We start from the raw sequence: 16889 nt of genomic DNA, 5'->3' as shown, positions 1-16889 counted from the left end.
CTCGTCGCAGGAACTCACGTCCCGATTCCCAAGCCGCCCGTACGCCGTGAAGATCGGTGATGGGCGTCGCGCCGGGCACGCAACGGCGGCTGGCACCCCGCCGGGTGCGACGGGCGCCACGGGCTCAGGAAGACTGCGACGGGCGGACCGCGCCGAGCGGGCCGCTGTGATCAGCGTCGGAAACGGGGAGTGGTGGAGAGCGGTGATGCGGTGATGCGGCCGGAGACGGGACAGGCGGCGGCCGGGCCGGAGATCTGGGTGCGGGGTCCGGTGACGGAGCCGGAGGCACGGCCGCCGGACCCGGCGCCCCTGGCGAGCGCGCGGCGGTTCTCCTGGGTCGCCACGCACGGCGGCGCCGGGTCCACCACCCTCGCGACGGTCTTCGGCGGGCATGACGCGGGCCGCAACTGGCCGCGTCCCGACCAGGGCGAGCCGGGGTCGGTGCTCCTGGTGGGGCGCACGCACGCCGCCGGGCTCGACGCGGTCTCGCACACCCTGGACATCTTCCGGCGGGGCGACGCGCCGCCGGGGCTCGACCTCGACGCGATCGTGCTGGTCGCGGACGCGCCCGGCCGGCTGCCCCGGCAACTGGTGCAGCGCGTGAAAGTGATCGGTTCCGTCATAGACGTCTACCGCGTGCCGTGGGTGCCCGCCTGGCGCACCGGCGATCTCTCCGGCCCGCCGCCCCGGGAGAGCGCGGCGCTGGCCCGTCTGACCGGGAGGACCCCATGAGCAGCACCCTGTACGCCGTCACCTCGACGCTGGCCGCGCCTCCGGCCGTGGTCACCAACGAGCTCAACTACGTGCTGAACATCCTCGCCTGGCTGGTCACGGCGGCCGGCGTGTGCGGGCTGATGATCGTGGGCACGCGGATGGCCATCTCGCTGCGGGCCGGGGAGGGCGACGAGCACCTCAGCCAGTTCGCGGTGGTCATGGGCGCCTGCATCATCGGCGCGACGGCCGGACCGATCGTGGGGTTCGTGCTGTAGGAGGACGCCGAGCGGGACACCGAGCGTAGGACAGGGCGACGGCCACTAGGGGGCGGGGAACCGACGGGCCGTCGCCGTGCCTTCAGACGGCTTCGGCCACGCCTGACGGCTTCCACCGCGGCTTCGGACGGCCTCCTCCGCGGCTTCGGACAGCCTCCGCCGCATCTTCCGGCGGCCTCCGCCGCGGCTTCGGGCGGCTTCTCGTAACGCGCTGGTACGCGCCCGTCGTGCGCCGAGTCACAGCCCCGGCGCACGGCCCCGACACGCAAGGACACATGACTCCCGCCGCGCGAGGACGCGCGGCCCGTCGCACATGAACACATCACCCTCTTCGCACGTCGGTGCGACACCCTCCACTTAGCCGCAGGTCCCGACGTTTCTGACGGCTCGTCACTGTCCCGGACATGACGAGGAGTTCCCGTCTGTCACGAGCACGTCACCGACAGGTGCTGGATCACTACATCGCTTGGTTTCGGCTCACAGCAGTCGCCAAGCTCACAGAGCGACCGGGAACCCGGGCACGTCACGCCGGCCCCGAAAGCAACCAATGTCCCATCCGCTCACATCGGTCGACACCGTCCCGCCGCCCACGACGGGACGGCCGAGACCACGGGGAGAAACCACATGCTGCACGCGATAGCCGCCAAGGCTCATCAGTCCGTTCTCCTGGCCGACGGCACGGTCCCCAACCCCAACCGCGACGCCCCCGCCGAACTCACCGGCAAGGTCGACACCGTGCTCGGCATCGTCGCCTGGGCCGGCACCGCCGCCGGTGTCGCGGGTGTGCTGATCTGCGGCGCCATGATGGCGATCTCCATGCGCCGCGGCGAGGGTTCGGAGCACATGGGCCGACTCGGCATGGTCCTCGGCGGCTGTGTCCTGGTCGCCACCGCCGGCCCGCTCGTGAACTTCGTCTTCTAGTCGTCCGAGCACGTCGAAAGGGGGAGCGACGATGCCGAACTCCGGCCGGGCCCACGGGGGCAGCGGAGAGTGGGAGCAGCCGTTCTGGCAGCAGCGGGGCTGGATCCTGTCGGCCGGGTTCCTGGCGGTCCTGCTCGTCCTCGCGGTGCTCTTCGCGATCACGGGCAACGGCGGCGAGGGGTCGGCCGACGAGTCCGGCGGTCCCGACCCGGCGCCGACCTCGTCCTCGGAAGCGGGCTCGGACCCGGGCTCGGACTCCGGTGGCGGTGAGGGCGGTTCGGACAAGCGGCCCGCCGGCTGCCGCACCGACGACCGCGACCAGGACAAGCCCACCGAGGCGCCGCGCGACTTCCACTGGAAGGCCAACGGCACCGGCCTGGTCCCGGTCTCCAGGGCGGCGGGCCCGCGCACGTACGACGGTCCGGTCTGGTCCTGCTTCGCCCACACCCCGCTGGGCGCCGTCATGGCGGTCCACTCCATCACCGACCACCTCAGCTACGACGGCTGGCGCGAGGTCGTCGACCAGCAGGTCGTGCCGGGCGCCGGCCGCGACGCGCTGATCGCGAGCCGCTCCCAGGAGGCGAACAAGTCGACCACGGGCTCGCCGGACGCCGGTGGCTACGCCGGCTTCACGGTCCTGTCGTACGACGAGACGCAGGCGACCGTGATGGTCCTGGTGCGCGGCATGGGCGAGGGCGGCTTCGGCTCCGCCTCGGTCACCGTGCGCTGGCGGGACGGCGACTGGAAGCTCGCCCCGGACCGGGACGGCACGGTCTACAGCGGGGTGTCTCAGGTCAGCGGCACAGACGGCTTCGTCACGTGGGAGGCGTGAGATGGCCTGCTCCTGGAAGCTCTACGACTGTGTGATCGAAGAGGGCGGCAAGCAGTTCACCGAGGGTGCCGTGGTCGTCTTCGCCAAGGCGATCGGCGACGGCGCGGCGGAGGTCCTCAAGGCGCTCAACGGCGTCTGGCTGAACATCGACGTGAAGGACCCGACGGGGAACGGCGGCGGCCACGGCCAGGCGACCGCCGCCAGTCCCATCGGTCAGATCACCGCGGAGGTCAACTGGATCGTCGCCTACGTCGCGGTGGCCTCGTTGCTGCTGGCCGCGATCCGGATGGCCGTGGACCGCAAGGGCCAGTCGATGCGGCAGGCGTTCATGGGGATGTGGAAGGTCATCCTCGTCGGCGCGGCCTCCGTACCCGTGGTCACCGCTTTGATGAAGGCGTCGGACGCGTACGCCAAGGACGTGTACGCGCGATCGGACCTCGGTGACAAGGCCAACGAGATGCTGGGCGTGCTGACGCTCAACCAGCCCGGTCTGGTGCTGATCTTCGGTCTGCTGGTGATGCTGTCGAGCTTCGTGCAGATCGTGCTGATGTACATCCGCATCGGAGTGCTGATCATGCTGGTCGGCACGCTGCCGCTGGCCGCCGCCTCCTCGATGACCGGGTGGGGCGAGGGCTGGTGGAAGAAGCACATCGGCTGGCTCGCGGCCTGGCTGCTGTACAAGCCGGCGGCGGCCCTGATCATCTACTCGGCCACCTCGATGACCAAGGACACCAAGGACCTGAACCAGGTCATCGCGGGCATGGGCATGCTGATCATGGCGGTGTTCGCGCTGCCCGCCCTGCTCAAACTGATCGTCCCTGCCACGGCCGCCCTCGGCGGCACCTCGGGCGGCACGGTCGCCCTCGGCGTCGCCAACAACATGGCCTCCGGCGCGGTCAGCATCGCCGGCAGTGCCGTCGGCGCGGCCGGACAGTCGGGCGGCGGCGGGGGCGGCGGTTCCGCCGGCCCCCAGGGCTCGCCGTCCTCGGGTGCGGGCTCGTCGGCGGGCGGCGCCGCGGGCGGTGCCGGTGGCGCCGGCGCGGCGGCCGGTACCGCCGCCGCGGGTGCGGCCACGGCGGGCGCGGCCGTCGCGGTCCAGGCCGCCGCCGTGGTCGTCCAGACCGGCATGCAGGCGGCCTCCGAGGTCGCGGGCTCCCTGGACGACAACGACGGGATGAAGGGCCACAACCAGTAGGCCCCCGCCCTTGGAATGGGGCCGCAGGCCCTCATTCCAGGGGCGCGGGGAACTGCGCGAGCAACCACGCACCACCCGCAGCCGCCATCCGACCCCAGCGCCCCGAGTTCGTAGGCACCCAGCACCCAACACGCGGCACCCAGCACCCCGCACCCAGCGACGGCACTCGGAAACCAGCGACCTCAGCCGGAAGAAGGAACCCCCATGTCCACCGACGCCCTCACGCGTCCCACCTACGGAAACTGGCGCCGCCCCCGCCGCCCCGGTCTCGGCCCCCTGGGCCTCCTCGGCACCGTCGTGGCCTTCGGCGGACTCCTGGTCGCTCTGCTCGCCTCGCTGGTCTCGCTGCTGGCCGCTGTCCTCGTCCTCATCCCTCTCGGCCTCTTCCTCGCGCCGCTCGCGCTGCGCACGGTGGACGGCCGCAACATCTACCAGGTGGTCGCGGTGCGTATCGGTTGGCTCAGGCGCAAGGCGAACGGCTCCACGACGTACGTCTCCGGCCCGCTCTCCAAGCGTCCCGGCGGCCGCTTCCAGCCGCCGGGCCTGCTGGCCCGCACCAAGATGTACGAGGGCCGGGACGCCTACAACCGCGCCTTCGGGGTGATCCACCACCCCGGCCGCAACCTCTGCACGGTGGTCCTGGCCTGCGAGCCGGACGGCGGTTCGCTGGTCGACCCCGAGCAGGTCGACATCTGGGTGGCGTCCTGGGGCGACTGGCTCTCCCGGCTCTCGCACGAGCCGGGCCTGCGTGGCGCCCAGGTCGTCGTGGAGACCGCGCCGGACACCGGGACGCGGCTGGCGGCCGAGGTGCTGCCGCGTATCTCGCCGGACGCCCCGGCGGCGGCCCGCGCGGTGATGGAGGAAGTCGTCGCGCGCTACCCGTCCGCCTCCTCCGAGATGCACACCTACATCGCGCTCACCTACGGCCCCACGGGCGGCCCCAAGCGGGACGTCCAGGATGTCGTCACCGACCTGTCCATGCGGCTGCCCGGCCTGCTGTCGGGCCTGGTCGCGGCCGGCGGCGGCTCCGCGTACCCGCTCTCCGCCGACCGGCTCGCGGAGATCGTACGGGTGGCGTACGACCCCGCCGTGGCCCCCGACGTGCTGAGCGCGCGGGCCGAGCAGTCCACCACCGGCCTCGACTGGGCGGACGCGGGTCCGGCGGCGGCCGTGGAGACGGTGCAGTCGTACAAGCACGACTCGGGGGTCTCGCGGACCTGGATGCTGACGCTGGCGCCGCGCGGCACGGTCCGGTCCAGCGTGCTGCGGGGCCTGCTGGAGCCGGCGTCGGGCACCCGCCGCAAGCGGGTCTCGCTGGTCTACCGCCCGATCGACCCGGCGACCTCCGCCCGTATCGTCGAGGCCGACCGGCGTGCCGCGCACTTCATGGCCGGCTCCAAGCGGGGGCTGGTCCAGGCGCGGGCCAGTTCCGAGATGCAGGCGGCCGAGCAGACGGCGGCCGAGGAGGCGGCGGGCGCCGGGCTCGTGGAGTTCTCGCTGATGGTGACGGTCACCGTCGACGACGAGGAGCAGCTGCCGGACGCGGCGATCACCGTACGCAACCTCCAGGCGTCCTCGCGCATCCTGATGCGCCCCGCCGACCGTATGCAGGCCTCCGCGTTCACCTGCACGCTCCCCGTCGGCCTGCTGCCGTGGGAGCACACCCTCGTTCCGTACCAGATCCGGGAGGCGCTGTGAGCGAGCGCGCTGCTGAAGGTTCCGCAGGTCAGACACGTCCCACCCGTCCCGTACGGCCCCAAGTAGCGCCCCCGCGTGGGTGGTTCGGCCCCGGCGGCGGTCAGGTCGGGCATGTCGACCCGCCCGCGCTGTGGCGGGCCACGACGGTCCAGGCGTGCGGGTTGTGGCCCTTCGCGGCGGGTTCCGGCGCCCCGATGACGGGTGTGCCGCTCGGCCAGCACCTGCACACGGGTGCCACGGTCTGCGGCGACCCCATCTCCTGGTTCACCCGTGCCCGTTACATCTCCAACCCGTCCCTGTTCATGCTGGGCATGCCGGGCCTCGGCAAGTCCACGCTGGTCAACCGCATGCTGATCGGCATGGCGGCCACGGGCATCACCCCGCTGGTCCTCGGCGACCTCAAGCCCGACTACGCCGACACCGTCCGGGCGCTCGGCGGCCAGGTGATCTCCATCGGGCGCGGGGTGGGCGGCATCAACGTCCTCGACCCGGGCGCGATGGGCGAGGCGGCGCTGCGGATCGGCGGCGAACGGGGCCGGATCCTGGCGGCGGAGGCGCACGGCCGGGTGCTGAACATGGTCGCGGCGCTGATCACGATCGTCCGGGGCCGCCCCATGGACGACCACGAGCAGTCCGTCCTCTCGGCCTGCCTGCACCATCTGACGGAACGTACGAAGCCGGGCCGGGCGCCGCTCCTCCCGGACCTGCTGAAGGTCCTGGACGAGGGCCCGGACCGGGTGCGCGCGGTGACCCTCGACCGGGGCGACGTGGCGCGCTACCAGGAGGCGGTGGACCCGCTGCACCGCTCGCTGCTGGGTGTGCTGGACGGGCCGCTCGGCGACACCTTCGCCGCCGAGACCTCCACCCGGATCGACCCGGCCTCGCCCGCCGTCTGCGTCGACATCTCCCGCATCGGCGAGGCGGACACGCAGCTCACGGCGGCGGCGATGCTGGCGGCGTGGTCGGACGGCCTCGGCACGGTCGCGGCGGCCCATGCGCTCGCCGACGCGGGTCTGGCACCGCAGCGCTGGTTCTTCACGGTGCTGGACGAGTTGTGGCGCCCGCTGCGGGCCGCCTCCGGCATCGTCGAACGCATCGACGCGCTCACCCGGCTCAACCGGTCCCTCGGCCTCGGCGACGCGAAGATCACGCACACGCTGAAGGACGCGGAGGCGCTGGGCAGCGAGGCGGACCGGGCGAAGGCGCGCGGGTTCGTGGAGCGGGCCGGGATGGTGGTGTGCGCGGGGCTTCCCCGTACGGAGATGAGGGAGCTCGGGGAGATCGTCGGTCTGTCGGAGCGGGAGATCGACCTCGTGTCGTCGTGGTCGTCACCGCCGGGGTGGGCCAGCACGGGGGGCAACGAGGAACCGCCGGGGCGCGGCCGCTTCCTGATCAAGGTGGGTGGTCGGCCCGGGATCCCGATCAAGGTGTCGATCACGGACACGGAGCGGGAACTCCACAACACGAACACGCGGTGGACTCCGTCACTGGTGAAGGGCGCCTAGTGGGGTGGGGGTGCCGGTTCGTGGGCGGGTGCGGGTTCGGTGTGGCTTCTCGCGCAGTTCCCGCGCCCCTGAAAAGCAGGGGCTGCGCCCGTGCTTTCGCCCCTGAGTGGCCGTAGGCCCTCAAGGGGCGCGGGGAACTGCGCGACCAGCCCCCACCGGACGGACGTCTGGGGGTCCAAGGGCGCAGCCCCTGGTGACGGGACGGGTAGGGGCGGCGGGGGCGAAGAAAAGTCCGATCAGCTGACGGGGGAACAGAGATGGCCACACGCAAGCACCAGCACACCACCACCGACGACCTACTGCCCTGGATCATCCCCGGCGCCGCCCTGCTCATCGGCACCCTCTTCCTCACCGCCTGGCTGGGCGGCACCCTCGCCGCCGCCCTCACCGGCGCCGGCTGGCACCCACCCCCCTTCACCGTGACCACCCTCAAGACCCTCGTCACGGACGGCCCCACGCCCCTGTGGCCCACGACCTCGCCCGGCACCCTCACCGCCGGCATGGGCACGGTCTTCGGCGCCACCCTCACCCTGCTCATCACCCCCGTCGTCCTCATCGCCCGCCGAGGCGGAAAGCCCACCGGCCTCGCGGGCCGCCGCGAACTCGCCACCCTCCTCCCGAAGGGTGCCGCCGCCCGCGCCCGCCAACTCCGCCCGTCCCTGCCGAAGTCCGGCAGGCTCCCCGCCGACGACACGGGCAACCTGCTCGGCAACCTGGAACCCGGCGGTCCCGAACTCCGCAGCAGCTACGAGGACGTGGAGCTGGACCTGATGGCACCGAGGGCCGGCAAGTCCACCGGCATCGCCGTCCCCCGCGTCCTGCGCGCCCGCGGCAGCGTCCTGCTGACGTCCAACAAGGCGGACGTGTACAGCGTGACCCGCGCGGAACGCGAACGCACGGGCAGGGTCTGGACGTTCGACCCGCAGGGCATCGCCCACACCCCGCGCGGCCTGTGGTGGGACATGCTCGCCGACGCGGCCACCATCGAGGGCGCCCGCCGGCTGGCCGGCCACTTCGTCGGCGCGGTCAACGACGACGCCTCCAAGCGGGACTTCTGGATCTCGGCGGCCCAGAACACGCTCACCGCGCTCTTCCACGCGGCCAACCGGGGCGGACGCCAGGTCGGCGAGGTGCTGGCCTGGCTCGCGGACCCGGCCGACCGCACACCCGTCGACCTGCTGCGCGACGCGGGCATGGCGGCCCTCGCCGACCAGCTCCAGGGCACCGTCCAGGGCGCGGTGGAGACCCGCGACGGCATCTACGAGACAGCCCGCCAGTGCGTGGCGTGCCTGCTCGACCCGACGATCGCCGCCTGGGTGAGCCCGGACCCGGAGCTGCCGCAGTTCCTGCCCGAACGGCATGTGCTGTCCTCCGACACCCTCTACCTGCTCTCCAAGGACGGTGGCGGCTCGGCCGCCGGTGTCATCGCCGCCTGCGCGGACTCCGTCCTGCGTGCCGGAGTCGTGGCGGCGGAGCGGATGGGCGGCCGCCTGGACCCGCCGATGACGGCGGTACTGGACGAGGCGGCCAACGTCTGCCGGATCTCCGACCTGCCCGACCTCTACTCCCACTTCGGCTCGCGCGGCATCAACGTCGTGACCCTGCTCCAGAGTTACCGCCAGGGCAGCCGGGTGTGGGGCGAGGCGGGGATGGACGCGCTGTGGAGCGCCGCCACCATCAAGCTGCTCGGCGCGGGCCTCGACGACGCGGACTTCGTCGAGAAGGTCTCGCGGCTGGTCGGCGAGCACGACGTGTCGACGGTCAGCTACTCCCGCGGCAAGGACGGGCGTTCCCGCTCGACGTCGTACCGCCTGGAACGCGTCCTGCCCGCCGACCGTATCCGCGCCCTCCCCAAGGGCACCGCCCTCCTCCTCGCCACCGGCGTCAGACCCGCGCTGGTCCGCCTCCGCCCCTGGTACGCCGAGCCCGGCGCCGACCGCATCGCGCTGGCCGCGCAGGCCGAGGTCAAGGCGATCACGGCGCGAGCCACAGAGAGGATCCTCCGATGACCACCACCGTCGAACAGCCCGGCCCGCAGCAGCCGCTGCCCGCCGTGGGCCCGCCGTTCATCCTCTACCTCGACGGCGCCGAATACGCCGAGGAGATGCACGGCCTGGCCGTCTGGGTCGGGGACCTGCTGCTCCCGGTCTACGGCCGCGAGGTCAGCTCGCAGCAGCCCTGGTGCCCGCGCTGGTGGGAGCACCTGGAGGCGGTGGCCCGGCTGCACGCCCTGTGGCTGGCCTGGCAGGAACTCACCGACCCCACGGCGGGTCCGTCGGGTCCGGCGGTGTGGCACCGCGACCACCTCGGGCCCGTCCTGGCCGAACTCCGCTCCCCCGGCGGCCCGTTCGCGGGCTGCAAGACGGGCGCCCACCGCGCGAAGCAACCGCCGACCGTGGAGCCGTACGGGACGGGGTACTGAGCGGCGGCGGGCTCCTACCGGACCCGCCGGGCAACACCCCTACCCTGAACCGACGCGCAGCCGATCACAAGGCGGCCACCAGCGGAAACGGACCGAGAGCGGTCGTCGTCCGCGGCCAACGGGAGAGACAACCATGGACAACCCGACCCTGGAGTACTTCGAGGACGTCGTCGACTGGCGCCACCGCCGGGCGGGGCGCGCGCACACGCTGGTGCGGGCGGTGCGCTCCACCGTCACCGGCCGGGTGGTCGCGGTGGTGTCGGAGCTGGCGAGCAACCCCGACGACCGGGGCGTCACCGACGACTTCGGCAGCGTCGCGGACGCCGTACTGCCCGCCCTGCGGCGGGCGTTCGGCGCGGAGCCGGTCGAGGTCTTCTGGATCGCCCACTTCGGGGCGTTCTCGTACCACGACCCGACCGGGCCGGAGTCCTTCACCCAGATCGTCCTCACGGCGGGCCCGGAGGGACACGTCGACGACCTGTCCGGGGACCGTACGTTCACCGCGCGGGACGTGGAGGAACTCCTGGGCCACGGGCTCGAACCCGTCCCCCAGGTGCTCGCCCGCATCGACCACGAAGCGACCCGGGGGTGAGCTGACGGATGACCGAGCGTGTGTCGGGGCGTGACGTACTGCGCCAGGCGAAGGACTTGTACGCCCGCTACCGGGACGACGTGGCCCCGACGGGGCAGCGGGTGACGATCATCCGCTTCCAGCCCGCGGAGAACGATCCGCCGGAGTGGAAGGTGAAGCTGGAGGCGTCGAAGGTCTCCGCCGAGCAGAAGGTGAAGAGCTTCGAGCACCTGGGCTTCGAGGCGAACCACGTGGTGATGCCGCCCGGCACCACGCGTGCGCAGTTCGCGGCGGTGCTGGAGCAGGCGAACCAGGACGCGGCGACCCGGGCGATCATCGTGCAGTTCCCGCCGCCGGCCCACCTCCAGCCGCTCGTCCAGCGCATGGATCCCGCGAAGGACATCGACGCGCTCACCAAGGGCCGTTCCCCGTACGCCGCGTGCGCCACGGCCGAGGGCATCTGCCGGGTCGTGGAACCCTTCGCCAAGGACGACCCGGTGATCGCGGTCGTCGGCAGCAAGGGGTTCGTCGGACAGGGCGTCGTCACCACCCTGCGCGAGCAGGGCCACCGGCTGATGGAGCTCGACGCCGGGGACGACCTCCGGCGGGTACGCGACGCCGACATCGTCGTCTCCGTCACCGGCAATCCCGGCATCCTCGGCCCCGACCACCTCCGTCCCCACCACCGGCTCGTCGTCGACTCCGGGTTCGTCCCGCAGGCGGACGGCACCGTGAAGGGCGACGTCCAGCGGGCGGCGTACGACATCCCGCAGCACCTCACGCCCGTCCCCGGCGGCATCGGCCCGGTCGAGATGGCCACCCTCATGGAACGCGTCGTGCGCCGCGAGGTGGACCCGAACGCCCCGTCCTGGAAGGTCGAACCCCGCCCGTACCTGACGAAGGACCAGCTGACCGCCCAGCAGGCGCCGAAGCCGGAGGTGCCGGTGGCGTCGGCCGTGGCCGGGCCGAAGGCAGGCCCCGGGCAGGGGTCGGCGAGTCTCCGGGCGGCGGCCGGGCAGCGGTCGCCGACCGGTCAGGGGATCACGGGGCAGCAGGGTCCGGCGACGGGGCCGCACGGTCCCGCCTCCGGCAACCCGGTCGCGGAGGCGGCCAAGCGCCGTACGGGTGGGGCGAGCGGTGGAGCCGGCGGGCTCGGCCCCGGCCCGGCGACACCCCACCGGCCCGTCCGCCCCGGCCCGCCCCACCTCCCACCCCACCGAAGCCACCGACCCCACCCACACCGGGCGGCCCGGGCCGCTGAGGAAACGTGGAGCAGTCAGCCGACCGAAGGCGAGGGTTGGCGGGGAGGGACGAGCGGAGAAGGGAGAGGGCAAGGGGCAAGCGGGCAAGCCGAGGGATAGGCGGGGCCCGAGCTGCGAGCCAGGAACCGCGAGACGCGATGCCCGAGCAGGGAGCCGCGAGTCTCGAGTCGCCGGCGGCCGTGACCCGCGAGGCGCGAGACTCCAACCGCGCATCGCGAGGCCCGAGTCGCGAACCACGAGATCCCCAGCGAGAGCGAGCGGCCCCACGATCCTGACCCACTCGCCAGCTCACCAGCCCACCAGCCCGAGCAGCCAACCCGCCCGAGCAGATCGAACACCCCGGAAGGTCATGGACCCGCACACCTCCCCGCACCGTTGCTCACCACAGCCGCCCGGCGGCCTCGCCGGCGGTGGCCTCGCCGGCGACGGGCTCGCGGCACTCCCGGCCGTGCGGATCGCCGACGGCGTACGCACGGGTGAGTGGCGGGCCGTCGATGTCGTCGCGGCGGCGCTCGCCCGGATCGAGCGGGTCGAGCCCACGCTGCACGCGTTCATCGAGGTGTGGGCGGAGGAAGCCCTGCGGCAGGCCAGGGAGGTGGATGTGCGGGTCGCCGCGGGCGCGCGGCTGCCGTTGGCCGGGGTGCCGATCGGCGTGAAGGGGCGGTCCGGGCGGCGTGCGGCGGCGGCCCGCGCGCTGGTCGCCGCCGGGTGCGTCCCCGTGGGCGCGACCTCCGTACCCGGCCCGGGTACGCCCTGGCAGACCTGGGGTCTCGGCGCCGCCGGCCGTACGGTCAACCCCTGGCGGGCCGACCGTACGCCGGGCGGCTCCTCCGCCGGGTCCGCGGCGGCGGTCGCCGCGGGCCTGGTACCGCTGGCGACCGGCACGGACGGCGCCGGATCGGTACGCATCCCCGCCGCCTGGTGCGGCATCGTCGGCCTGAAATCCACGAACGGACTCCTCCCCTCCGCCGACCGCACCGGCCTCGCCTCGGCCGGGGTCCTCACCCGTCACGCGTCCGACGCTGCGGCGTACTGGCGCTGCGTGACGGAAGCCGCCGGAGCCGCGCGGGAGTCGGCGCCCGCCGTCAACCCTCCATCCGCTGCCCCGGCTCCTCCCGTCGCCGTCTGGTCGGACGACCTCGGGTTCGCCGACGTCGAACCCGGGCTCGTCGCGATCGCCCGTACCGCCGCCCTTCGCCTCGCGGGCGCGGGGCTCGTGCGGCAGGCCCCCTCTCCCCCGGGACCGTCCGGCGCGCTCGTCCTGGAGGACCCGGGGCCCGCCTGGCTCACCCTCCGCGCCGGGGCCGGGGCCGGGGCCGGGGCCGGGTCCGGGGCCGGGGCCGGGTCCGGGGCCGACGCCCGTGTCGATCCGGCGGACCTTCGCGCGGCCCAGGAGATCCGCGCCGAGAACGACCGACGGCTCGCCACGCTCTTCGCCGGGGCCGACCTGATCCTCACCCCCACCACGCCCAACCCCCCGCACGGTCACGACGGTCCCGGTGACCGTTACTCCACGGCCCTCACCTGGGCGTTCAACCTCAGCGGGCACCCGGCGCTGAGCATCCCGGCCGGCTTCGACGCCGACGGATGCCCGGTCGGCCTCCAACTCGTCGCCCGGCCCGGCGAGGAGGCCCTGCTCCTCCGCGTGGCGAAAGCCGTCGAAGCCACCGAGGCCGCCAGGACCGCGAAGACCACCGAGGCCACCGAGGCCGTCCGGGAGTAGCCCCCATTCCAGCCCGTTCGGGCTGAGGTTCACGGACGCTCGACCGCTGGTTGGGCGGTGTCGTCCCTCCGGCACCGGCTGTGCGCCGGGGGCGGGGGATCCCGCCCTGTCCTGCCGCGATGTTGATGCTTACGTTGGTGTCGGCGTTGCAGGTGAAGCCGCAGGAGGAACAGACGAACCCGGCTAGGCACCCTCTGGGACACCGCCGCCCTGACCCGGGCGAAGACGTTCCTCAGCACGGAGCCGCCGTTCGCGGGCTTCCCGTACGACACGGAGGAGGAGGCCGCCGCCTGAGCCGTCGCGTCAGGCGGTGATGTCCTTCGCCGTGAATCTCGCCCACGCCGCCGACCCGAACACCGCCGCGTACACGGCCTGAAGACCGAGATTGCGCTGGAGGTCGTCCCAGTAGACCGGCTCGCGCATCAGATCGGCGAAGGAGAGCCAGTAGTGGGAGAAGAAGTACGGGTGGAGGGCGTCGAGCTGGGGGATCTGGTCGAGGATCTGGACGGTGATGAGCAGCCCGACCGTGGTGGCCATGGCGGCGATGCCGCTGTTGGTGAGGGTGGAGATGAACAGCCCGAGGGCCGCGACACCGATCAGTGACGCCGCCACCGCCAGCGCGATCAGCAGGGCCCGCAGCAGGCCCTCGGCGAAACTGATCCGGGTACCGGAGATCGTGGTGAGGTCCCCGAGCGGGAACAGCAGCGCCCCGACCGCCAGTGCGGAGGCCGCGACCACCAGGGTCGCGACCAGGCAGAACGTCATGGTCGTCGCGTACTTGGTGAGCAGCAGCCGGGTCCGGCCCGCGGGTGAGACCAGGAGGTAGCGGAGGGTGCCCGCGTTCGCCTCGCCCGCGATCGCGTCCCCGGCGATCACGCCGACGGCCATCGGCAGGAAGAAGGGAAGCGTCGCGGCCAGCGCCGTGAACACCAGGAACAGACCGTTGTTGGTGATCTGCGCGATGAACGCGGGCCCGCCACCACCGCCCCGCCCTCCGGTCCGCCGCCCATCGACGACCCGTCGCCCGTCTCGATCCGCACCGCGATCCCGACGAGGATCGGCACGGCCGCGAGGACACCCAGCAGCGCGATCGTCCGCCACCGCCGGAAGGTCGTCAGCAACTCGCTGCGGAACAGTCCGAAGGTCCACAGGAGGCTGGGGGTGCGCGCGGGGGCGGTCGCCTGCGCGGCGGCCGGTGCGGTCTCCTCCGGCGGCGCGTCCGGCGCGTCCGGTGTCTCCCGCGGGGCCTGCGGCCCGGACGTGTCAGCCCGCGACATCGAAACCCTCCCCCGTGAGTGCCACGAACGCGTCCTCCAGGGAGGCGCGTTCGAGGGCGAAGCCGCGGACGCGGACGCCCGCGGTGACCAGTGCGGCGGTCAGTTCGGCGAGGTCGCGGTCGGGTGGGGGCGGTTCCGCCGTCACCCGGCCACCCGCCTCGGCCACGACCACGTCCGCGATTGCCTGCTCCTTGAGCACCCGGGCCGCGTCCGCCGTGTCGGGGGTGGTGACGACGAGACGGCCGCGTGCGCCGGCGGCCAGTTCGGTCACCGCGCCCTGGGTGATGAGCCGGCCCCGGGCCATCACGGCGGCGTGCGTGCACACCTGCTCGATCTCGTCGAGAAGGTGGGAGGAGAGGAAGACGGTGGTGCCGTCGGACGCCAACTCCCGTACCAGCGTGCGGATCTCACGCATCCCCTGCGGGTCAAGCCCGTTCGTCGGCTCGTCGAGGACGAGGAGGCGGCGCGGCTGGAGCAGGGCCGCCGCGAGGCCCAGCCGCTGCTTCATGCCGAGCGAGTACGCCTTCGCCTTCTTGCCGGCGGCGGCCGCGAGCCCCACCCGGTCGAGTGCGGCCGCGACCCGCGTACGCCGGGTGCGCGGGTCGGCGGTCGGGTCGGCGGAGTCGTAGCGGAGCAGGTTGTCTCGGCCGGAGAGGAAGCCGTAGAGGGCGGGGCCCTCGATGAGCGCGCCGACGTGCGGGAGGACGGTCCGGGTGGAGCGCGGCATGGGCCGGCCGAGGACCTGGGCCGTGCCCGAGGTCGGCTCGATCAGGCCCATCAGCATGCGGATGGTGGTGGTCTTGCCCGAGCCGTTCGGGCCGAGGAAGCCGAAGACGCTGCCGCTGGGAACCGTCAGCTCCAGGTGGTCCACGGCCACCTGTCCGCCGCGGAAGGTCTTGGTCAGCCCCTGGGTGTGGATGGCTGCGTCGCTCATGGCTCCCCTCGGGTACGGCCGGTGGGCCGGGACGGCGTACCAGCCGTCCCGGCCCACAGCCGAACGTCACTCCTGCACCGGACCGGTGCCACCGCTGCACCGCCCCGGCCCACCGAGACGGCTTCACCGCGCCCGGCGGCTCTACTTCGCCGCGTTCGCCGCCTTCACCAGGGCGTCCTTGGTGACGGCACCCGCGTACACCTTGCCGTCGTCGGTGAAGAGGACGTTGATCAGCCGGGTCTTGAAGACCGTACCCGAGCCGAACTCGCCCTTGACCTGATCACCGAGGGAGTTCAGGAAGCCGTCGACCCGGGCGTCGCCGGACGACTCGCCGCCGCCCGTCGGCATGCCGGCCTCGGACCCGCCGTCGATCACGGCGATCGTGCTCCAGCCCTTGCCGATCATCTTCAGCCCGTCGAGCCCGCTCGCGAACTCGTCCTCGGAACCCTCGGACCCCTCGGAACCCTTGAGCCCCTTGCCGTCCTCGTTCTTGAACTCACCGTGCTTGCCGGGCCCCTCGAACGCGGAGTCGCCGGACCCGGACTCGTGGCTGCCCGACTTCTCGACCTCGTCCGCCTCGGTGACCTTCGCGCCCTTCGGTGGGGTGAAGTCGAACGTCGACGCGTTCGGCTTGCCGAAGTCGACCTTCGTGAAGCCCGCGTCCACGACGGCCGCGCCACCGCTCGCCGGGGTGAGCGTGAACTTCAGCGGCAGCCCCGTCTTCTCGTCGACGGCGATGGAGATCGCCCCGACCGTGGAGCCGGACTGCTTCGGCTTGATGACCAGCTTGTACGCGTCCCGCCCGGCGACCTGAGCGGTCCCGTCGACGGCCACGGACGTGGTGTCGTCGACGGCCTTCAGGGCCTCCTCGGCGAGCTGCTGGGGCGTGGCGGGTACGTCCTCGGCGGTGTCCGGGGCGTCCTTGCCGCCCTTGCCCGCGCGGTCCTCGCCCTCGCCCTTCGGGCCGACGTCGGTCGCGTGGTAGACCTCGTTCGAGGCGCTGTCGTACGCCCACAGGTCGTCGCCGTTGTGGATGACGCTGTACTCGGCCGCCTCGTCCAGCAGCGACAGCTTCTGCTTGTCGGGTCCGTCGGCGGCGATCCGCAACGTGTGGGTGCCGGTTGCGAGTTCGAGCAGCTTGGAGGACGGGTCGGCGGAGGAACCGCCGTCGCCGCCGGGGGCGCCCTGCGATCCCAGGCTGTCCGCCAGGCCGCCCAGGTCGGGCAGGCCCAGATCCGTGGTGATCTTCACCGTGCCGGACACCTGCTGCACGTCGGACGCGGCGATCTTCTCGATGAGTTCCTGCGCGCTGATCTTCGGCAGATCGGGGTCACCGGAGCCGGCGAAGGCCGGGACGAGCCCGATGGTCGCGGCCGCCACGCCCAGCACGGTGACCGGGACGACGTACCGTGCGGCCTTGCGTCGCCGTGCCGAGCGCGCCTCCTCGGCCTCGGCCGCGAGCACGGCCGCGTCGCCGGACCGGGTGCTGTCGTCGGTTTCGTACGGTGCCATGTGTGCCTTACCTCCGTCGTCGGCGGCGGCGTCTGCTCTCAGCCGCCA

14 protein-coding genes and 1 pseudogene are annotated in these 16889 nt (G+C 73.0%); 12 read left to right on the top strand and 3 right to left on the bottom strand.

Annotation, left to right across the window (positions count from 1 at the left end; translation table 11 throughout):
• Positions 1 to 189 precede the first annotated feature (189 nt).
• From E4N62_RS29615 to E4N62_RS29560, 12 genes are all read left to right on the top strand, one after another.
• Positions 190 to 732, top strand: coding sequence for a DUF6668 family protein (locus E4N62_RS29615; RefSeq protein ID WP_230219502.1), 543 nt, complete (start codon positions 190 to 192; stop codon positions 730 to 732).
• A complete protein-coding gene (locus E4N62_RS29610; RefSeq protein WP_230219500.1) occupies positions 729 to 989 on the top strand; it encodes a hypothetical protein in 261 nt (86 codons plus the stop codon). The genes E4N62_RS29615 and E4N62_RS29610 overlap by 4 nt, the downstream gene beginning before the upstream one ends.
• 624 nt (positions 990 to 1613) lie before the next feature.
• On the top strand, positions 1614 to 1910 hold the full coding sequence (locus tag E4N62_RS29605) for a hypothetical protein (protein WP_045559387.1): 297 nt from the start codon (positions 1614 to 1616) through the stop codon (positions 1908 to 1910).
• A gap of 31 nt (positions 1911 to 1941) precedes the next feature.
• Complete coding sequence (locus tag E4N62_RS29600; protein WP_230219498.1) at positions 1942 to 2742, top strand: hypothetical protein; 801 nt, start codon at positions 1942 to 1944, stop codon at positions 2740 to 2742.
• Between the two features lies 1 nt (position 2743).
• Positions 2744 to 3937, top strand: coding sequence for a hypothetical protein (locus E4N62_RS29595; protein WP_230219496.1), 1194 nt, complete (start codon positions 2744 to 2746; stop codon positions 3935 to 3937).
• A 204-nt stretch (positions 3938 to 4141) separates the two neighbouring features.
• Entirely contained in the window at positions 4142 to 5635 is a 1494-nt protein-coding gene (locus tag E4N62_RS29590) for an SCO6880 family protein (RefSeq protein WP_184904757.1), read from the top strand.
• A complete protein-coding gene (locus E4N62_RS29585) occupies positions 5632 to 7140 on the top strand; it encodes an ATP/GTP-binding protein (protein ID WP_230219495.1) in 1509 nt (502 codons plus the stop codon). Before E4N62_RS29590 ends, E4N62_RS29585 begins: the two co-directional genes overlap by 4 nt.
• 257 nt (positions 7141 to 7397) lie before the next feature.
• Entirely contained in the window at positions 7398 to 9149 is a 1752-nt protein-coding gene (locus E4N62_RS29580) for a type IV secretory system conjugative DNA transfer family protein (protein ID WP_230219494.1), read from the top strand.
• Positions 9146 to 9562 (top strand): DUF4913 domain-containing protein, encoded by a 417-nt coding sequence (locus E4N62_RS29575; protein WP_230219493.1) that lies wholly within the window; start codon positions 9146 to 9148, stop codon positions 9560 to 9562. The genes E4N62_RS29580 and E4N62_RS29575 overlap by 4 nt, the downstream gene beginning before the upstream one ends.
• A gap of 133 nt (positions 9563 to 9695) precedes the next feature.
• Positions 9696 to 10154 carry a hypothetical protein gene (locus E4N62_RS29570; protein ID WP_184904763.1) on the top strand — a complete coding sequence of 153 codons (459 nt, stop codon included), beginning with the start codon at positions 9696 to 9698 and terminating at the stop codon, positions 10152 to 10154.
• Between the two features lie 8 nt (positions 10155 to 10162).
• Complete coding sequence (locus tag E4N62_RS29565) at positions 10163 to 11494, top strand: tetrahydrofolate dehydrogenase/cyclohydrolase catalytic domain-containing protein (protein ID WP_230219492.1); 1332 nt, start codon at positions 10163 to 10165, stop codon at positions 11492 to 11494.
• Positions 11495 to 11744: 250 nt separating this feature from the next.
• The gene (locus E4N62_RS29560) at positions 11745 to 13118 is read left to right on the top strand and encodes an amidase (protein WP_230219491.1); all 1374 of its coding nucleotides are present in this window, start codon (positions 11745 to 11747) and stop codon (positions 13116 to 13118) included.
• A gap of 303 nt (positions 13119 to 13421) precedes the next feature.
• Here E4N62_RS29560 and E4N62_RS29555 read toward each other — a convergent pair.
• The 3 genes and pseudogenes from E4N62_RS29555 to E4N62_RS29545 all read right to left on the bottom strand — a co-directional run bounded on the left by E4N62_RS29555 (position 13422) and on the right by E4N62_RS29545 (position 16841).
• Positions 13422 to 14395 (bottom strand): annotated as a pseudogene (locus tag E4N62_RS29555) (ABC transporter permease).
• Positions 14382 to 15329, bottom strand: coding sequence for an ABC transporter ATP-binding protein (locus tag E4N62_RS29550; RefSeq protein WP_230219490.1), 948 nt, complete (start codon positions 15327 to 15329; stop codon positions 14382 to 14384). Before E4N62_RS29550 ends, E4N62_RS29555 begins: the two are co-directional and overlap by 14 nt.
• Positions 15330 to 15470: 141 nt before the next feature.
• Complete coding sequence (locus tag E4N62_RS29545; protein ID WP_230219489.1) at positions 15471 to 16841, bottom strand: DUF2092 domain-containing protein; 1371 nt, start codon at positions 16839 to 16841, stop codon at positions 15471 to 15473.
• Positions 16842 to 16889 lie beyond the last annotated feature (48 nt).

The organism is Streptomyces sp. MNU76 (assembly GCF_020982545.1).
In the GTDB taxonomy this organism is placed as follows: domain Bacteria; phylum Actinomycetota; class Actinomycetes; order Streptomycetales; family Streptomycetaceae; genus Streptomyces.
This window is presented reverse-complemented; position numbering and strand designations above follow the sequence as displayed.

Bases quoted from the DNA above. Each gene is read 5' to 3' on its own strand.
- E4N62_RS29610 (WP_230219500.1), top strand. From the start codon at position 729: ATGAGCAGCACCCTGTACGCCGTCACCTCGACGCTGGCCGCGCCTCCG.
- E4N62_RS29545 (WP_230219489.1), bottom strand. From the start codon at position 16,841: ATGGCACCGTACGAAACCGACGACAGCACCCGGTCCGGCGACGCGGCC.
- E4N62_RS29600 (WP_230219498.1), top strand. From the start codon at position 1,942: ATGCCGAACTCCGGCCGGGCCCACGGGGGCAGCGGAGAGTGGGAGCAG.
- E4N62_RS29570 (WP_184904763.1), top strand. From the start codon at position 9,696: ATGGACAACCCGACCCTGGAGTACTTCGAGGACGTCGTCGACTGGCGC.
- E4N62_RS29575 (WP_230219493.1), top strand. From the start codon at position 9,146: ATGACCACCACCGTCGAACAGCCCGGCCCGCAGCAGCCGCTGCCCGCC.
- E4N62_RS29560 (WP_230219491.1), top strand. From the start codon at position 11,745: ATGGACCCGCACACCTCCCCGCACCGTTGCTCACCACAGCCGCCCGGC.
- E4N62_RS29565 (WP_230219492.1), top strand. From the start codon at position 10,163: ATGACCGAGCGTGTGTCGGGGCGTGACGTACTGCGCCAGGCGAAGGAC.
- E4N62_RS29550 (WP_230219490.1), bottom strand. From the start codon at position 15,329: ATGAGCGACGCAGCCATCCACACCCAGGGGCTGACCAAGACCTTCCGC.
- E4N62_RS29605 (WP_045559387.1), top strand. From the start codon at position 1,614: ATGCTGCACGCGATAGCCGCCAAGGCTCATCAGTCCGTTCTCCTGGCC.
- E4N62_RS29590 (WP_184904757.1), top strand. From the start codon at position 4,142: ATGTCCACCGACGCCCTCACGCGTCCCACCTACGGAAACTGGCGCCGC.
- E4N62_RS29595 (WP_230219496.1), top strand. From the start codon at position 2,744: ATGGCCTGCTCCTGGAAGCTCTACGACTGTGTGATCGAAGAGGGCGGC.
- E4N62_RS29580 (WP_230219494.1), top strand. From the start codon at position 7,398: ATGGCCACACGCAAGCACCAGCACACCACCACCGACGACCTACTGCCC.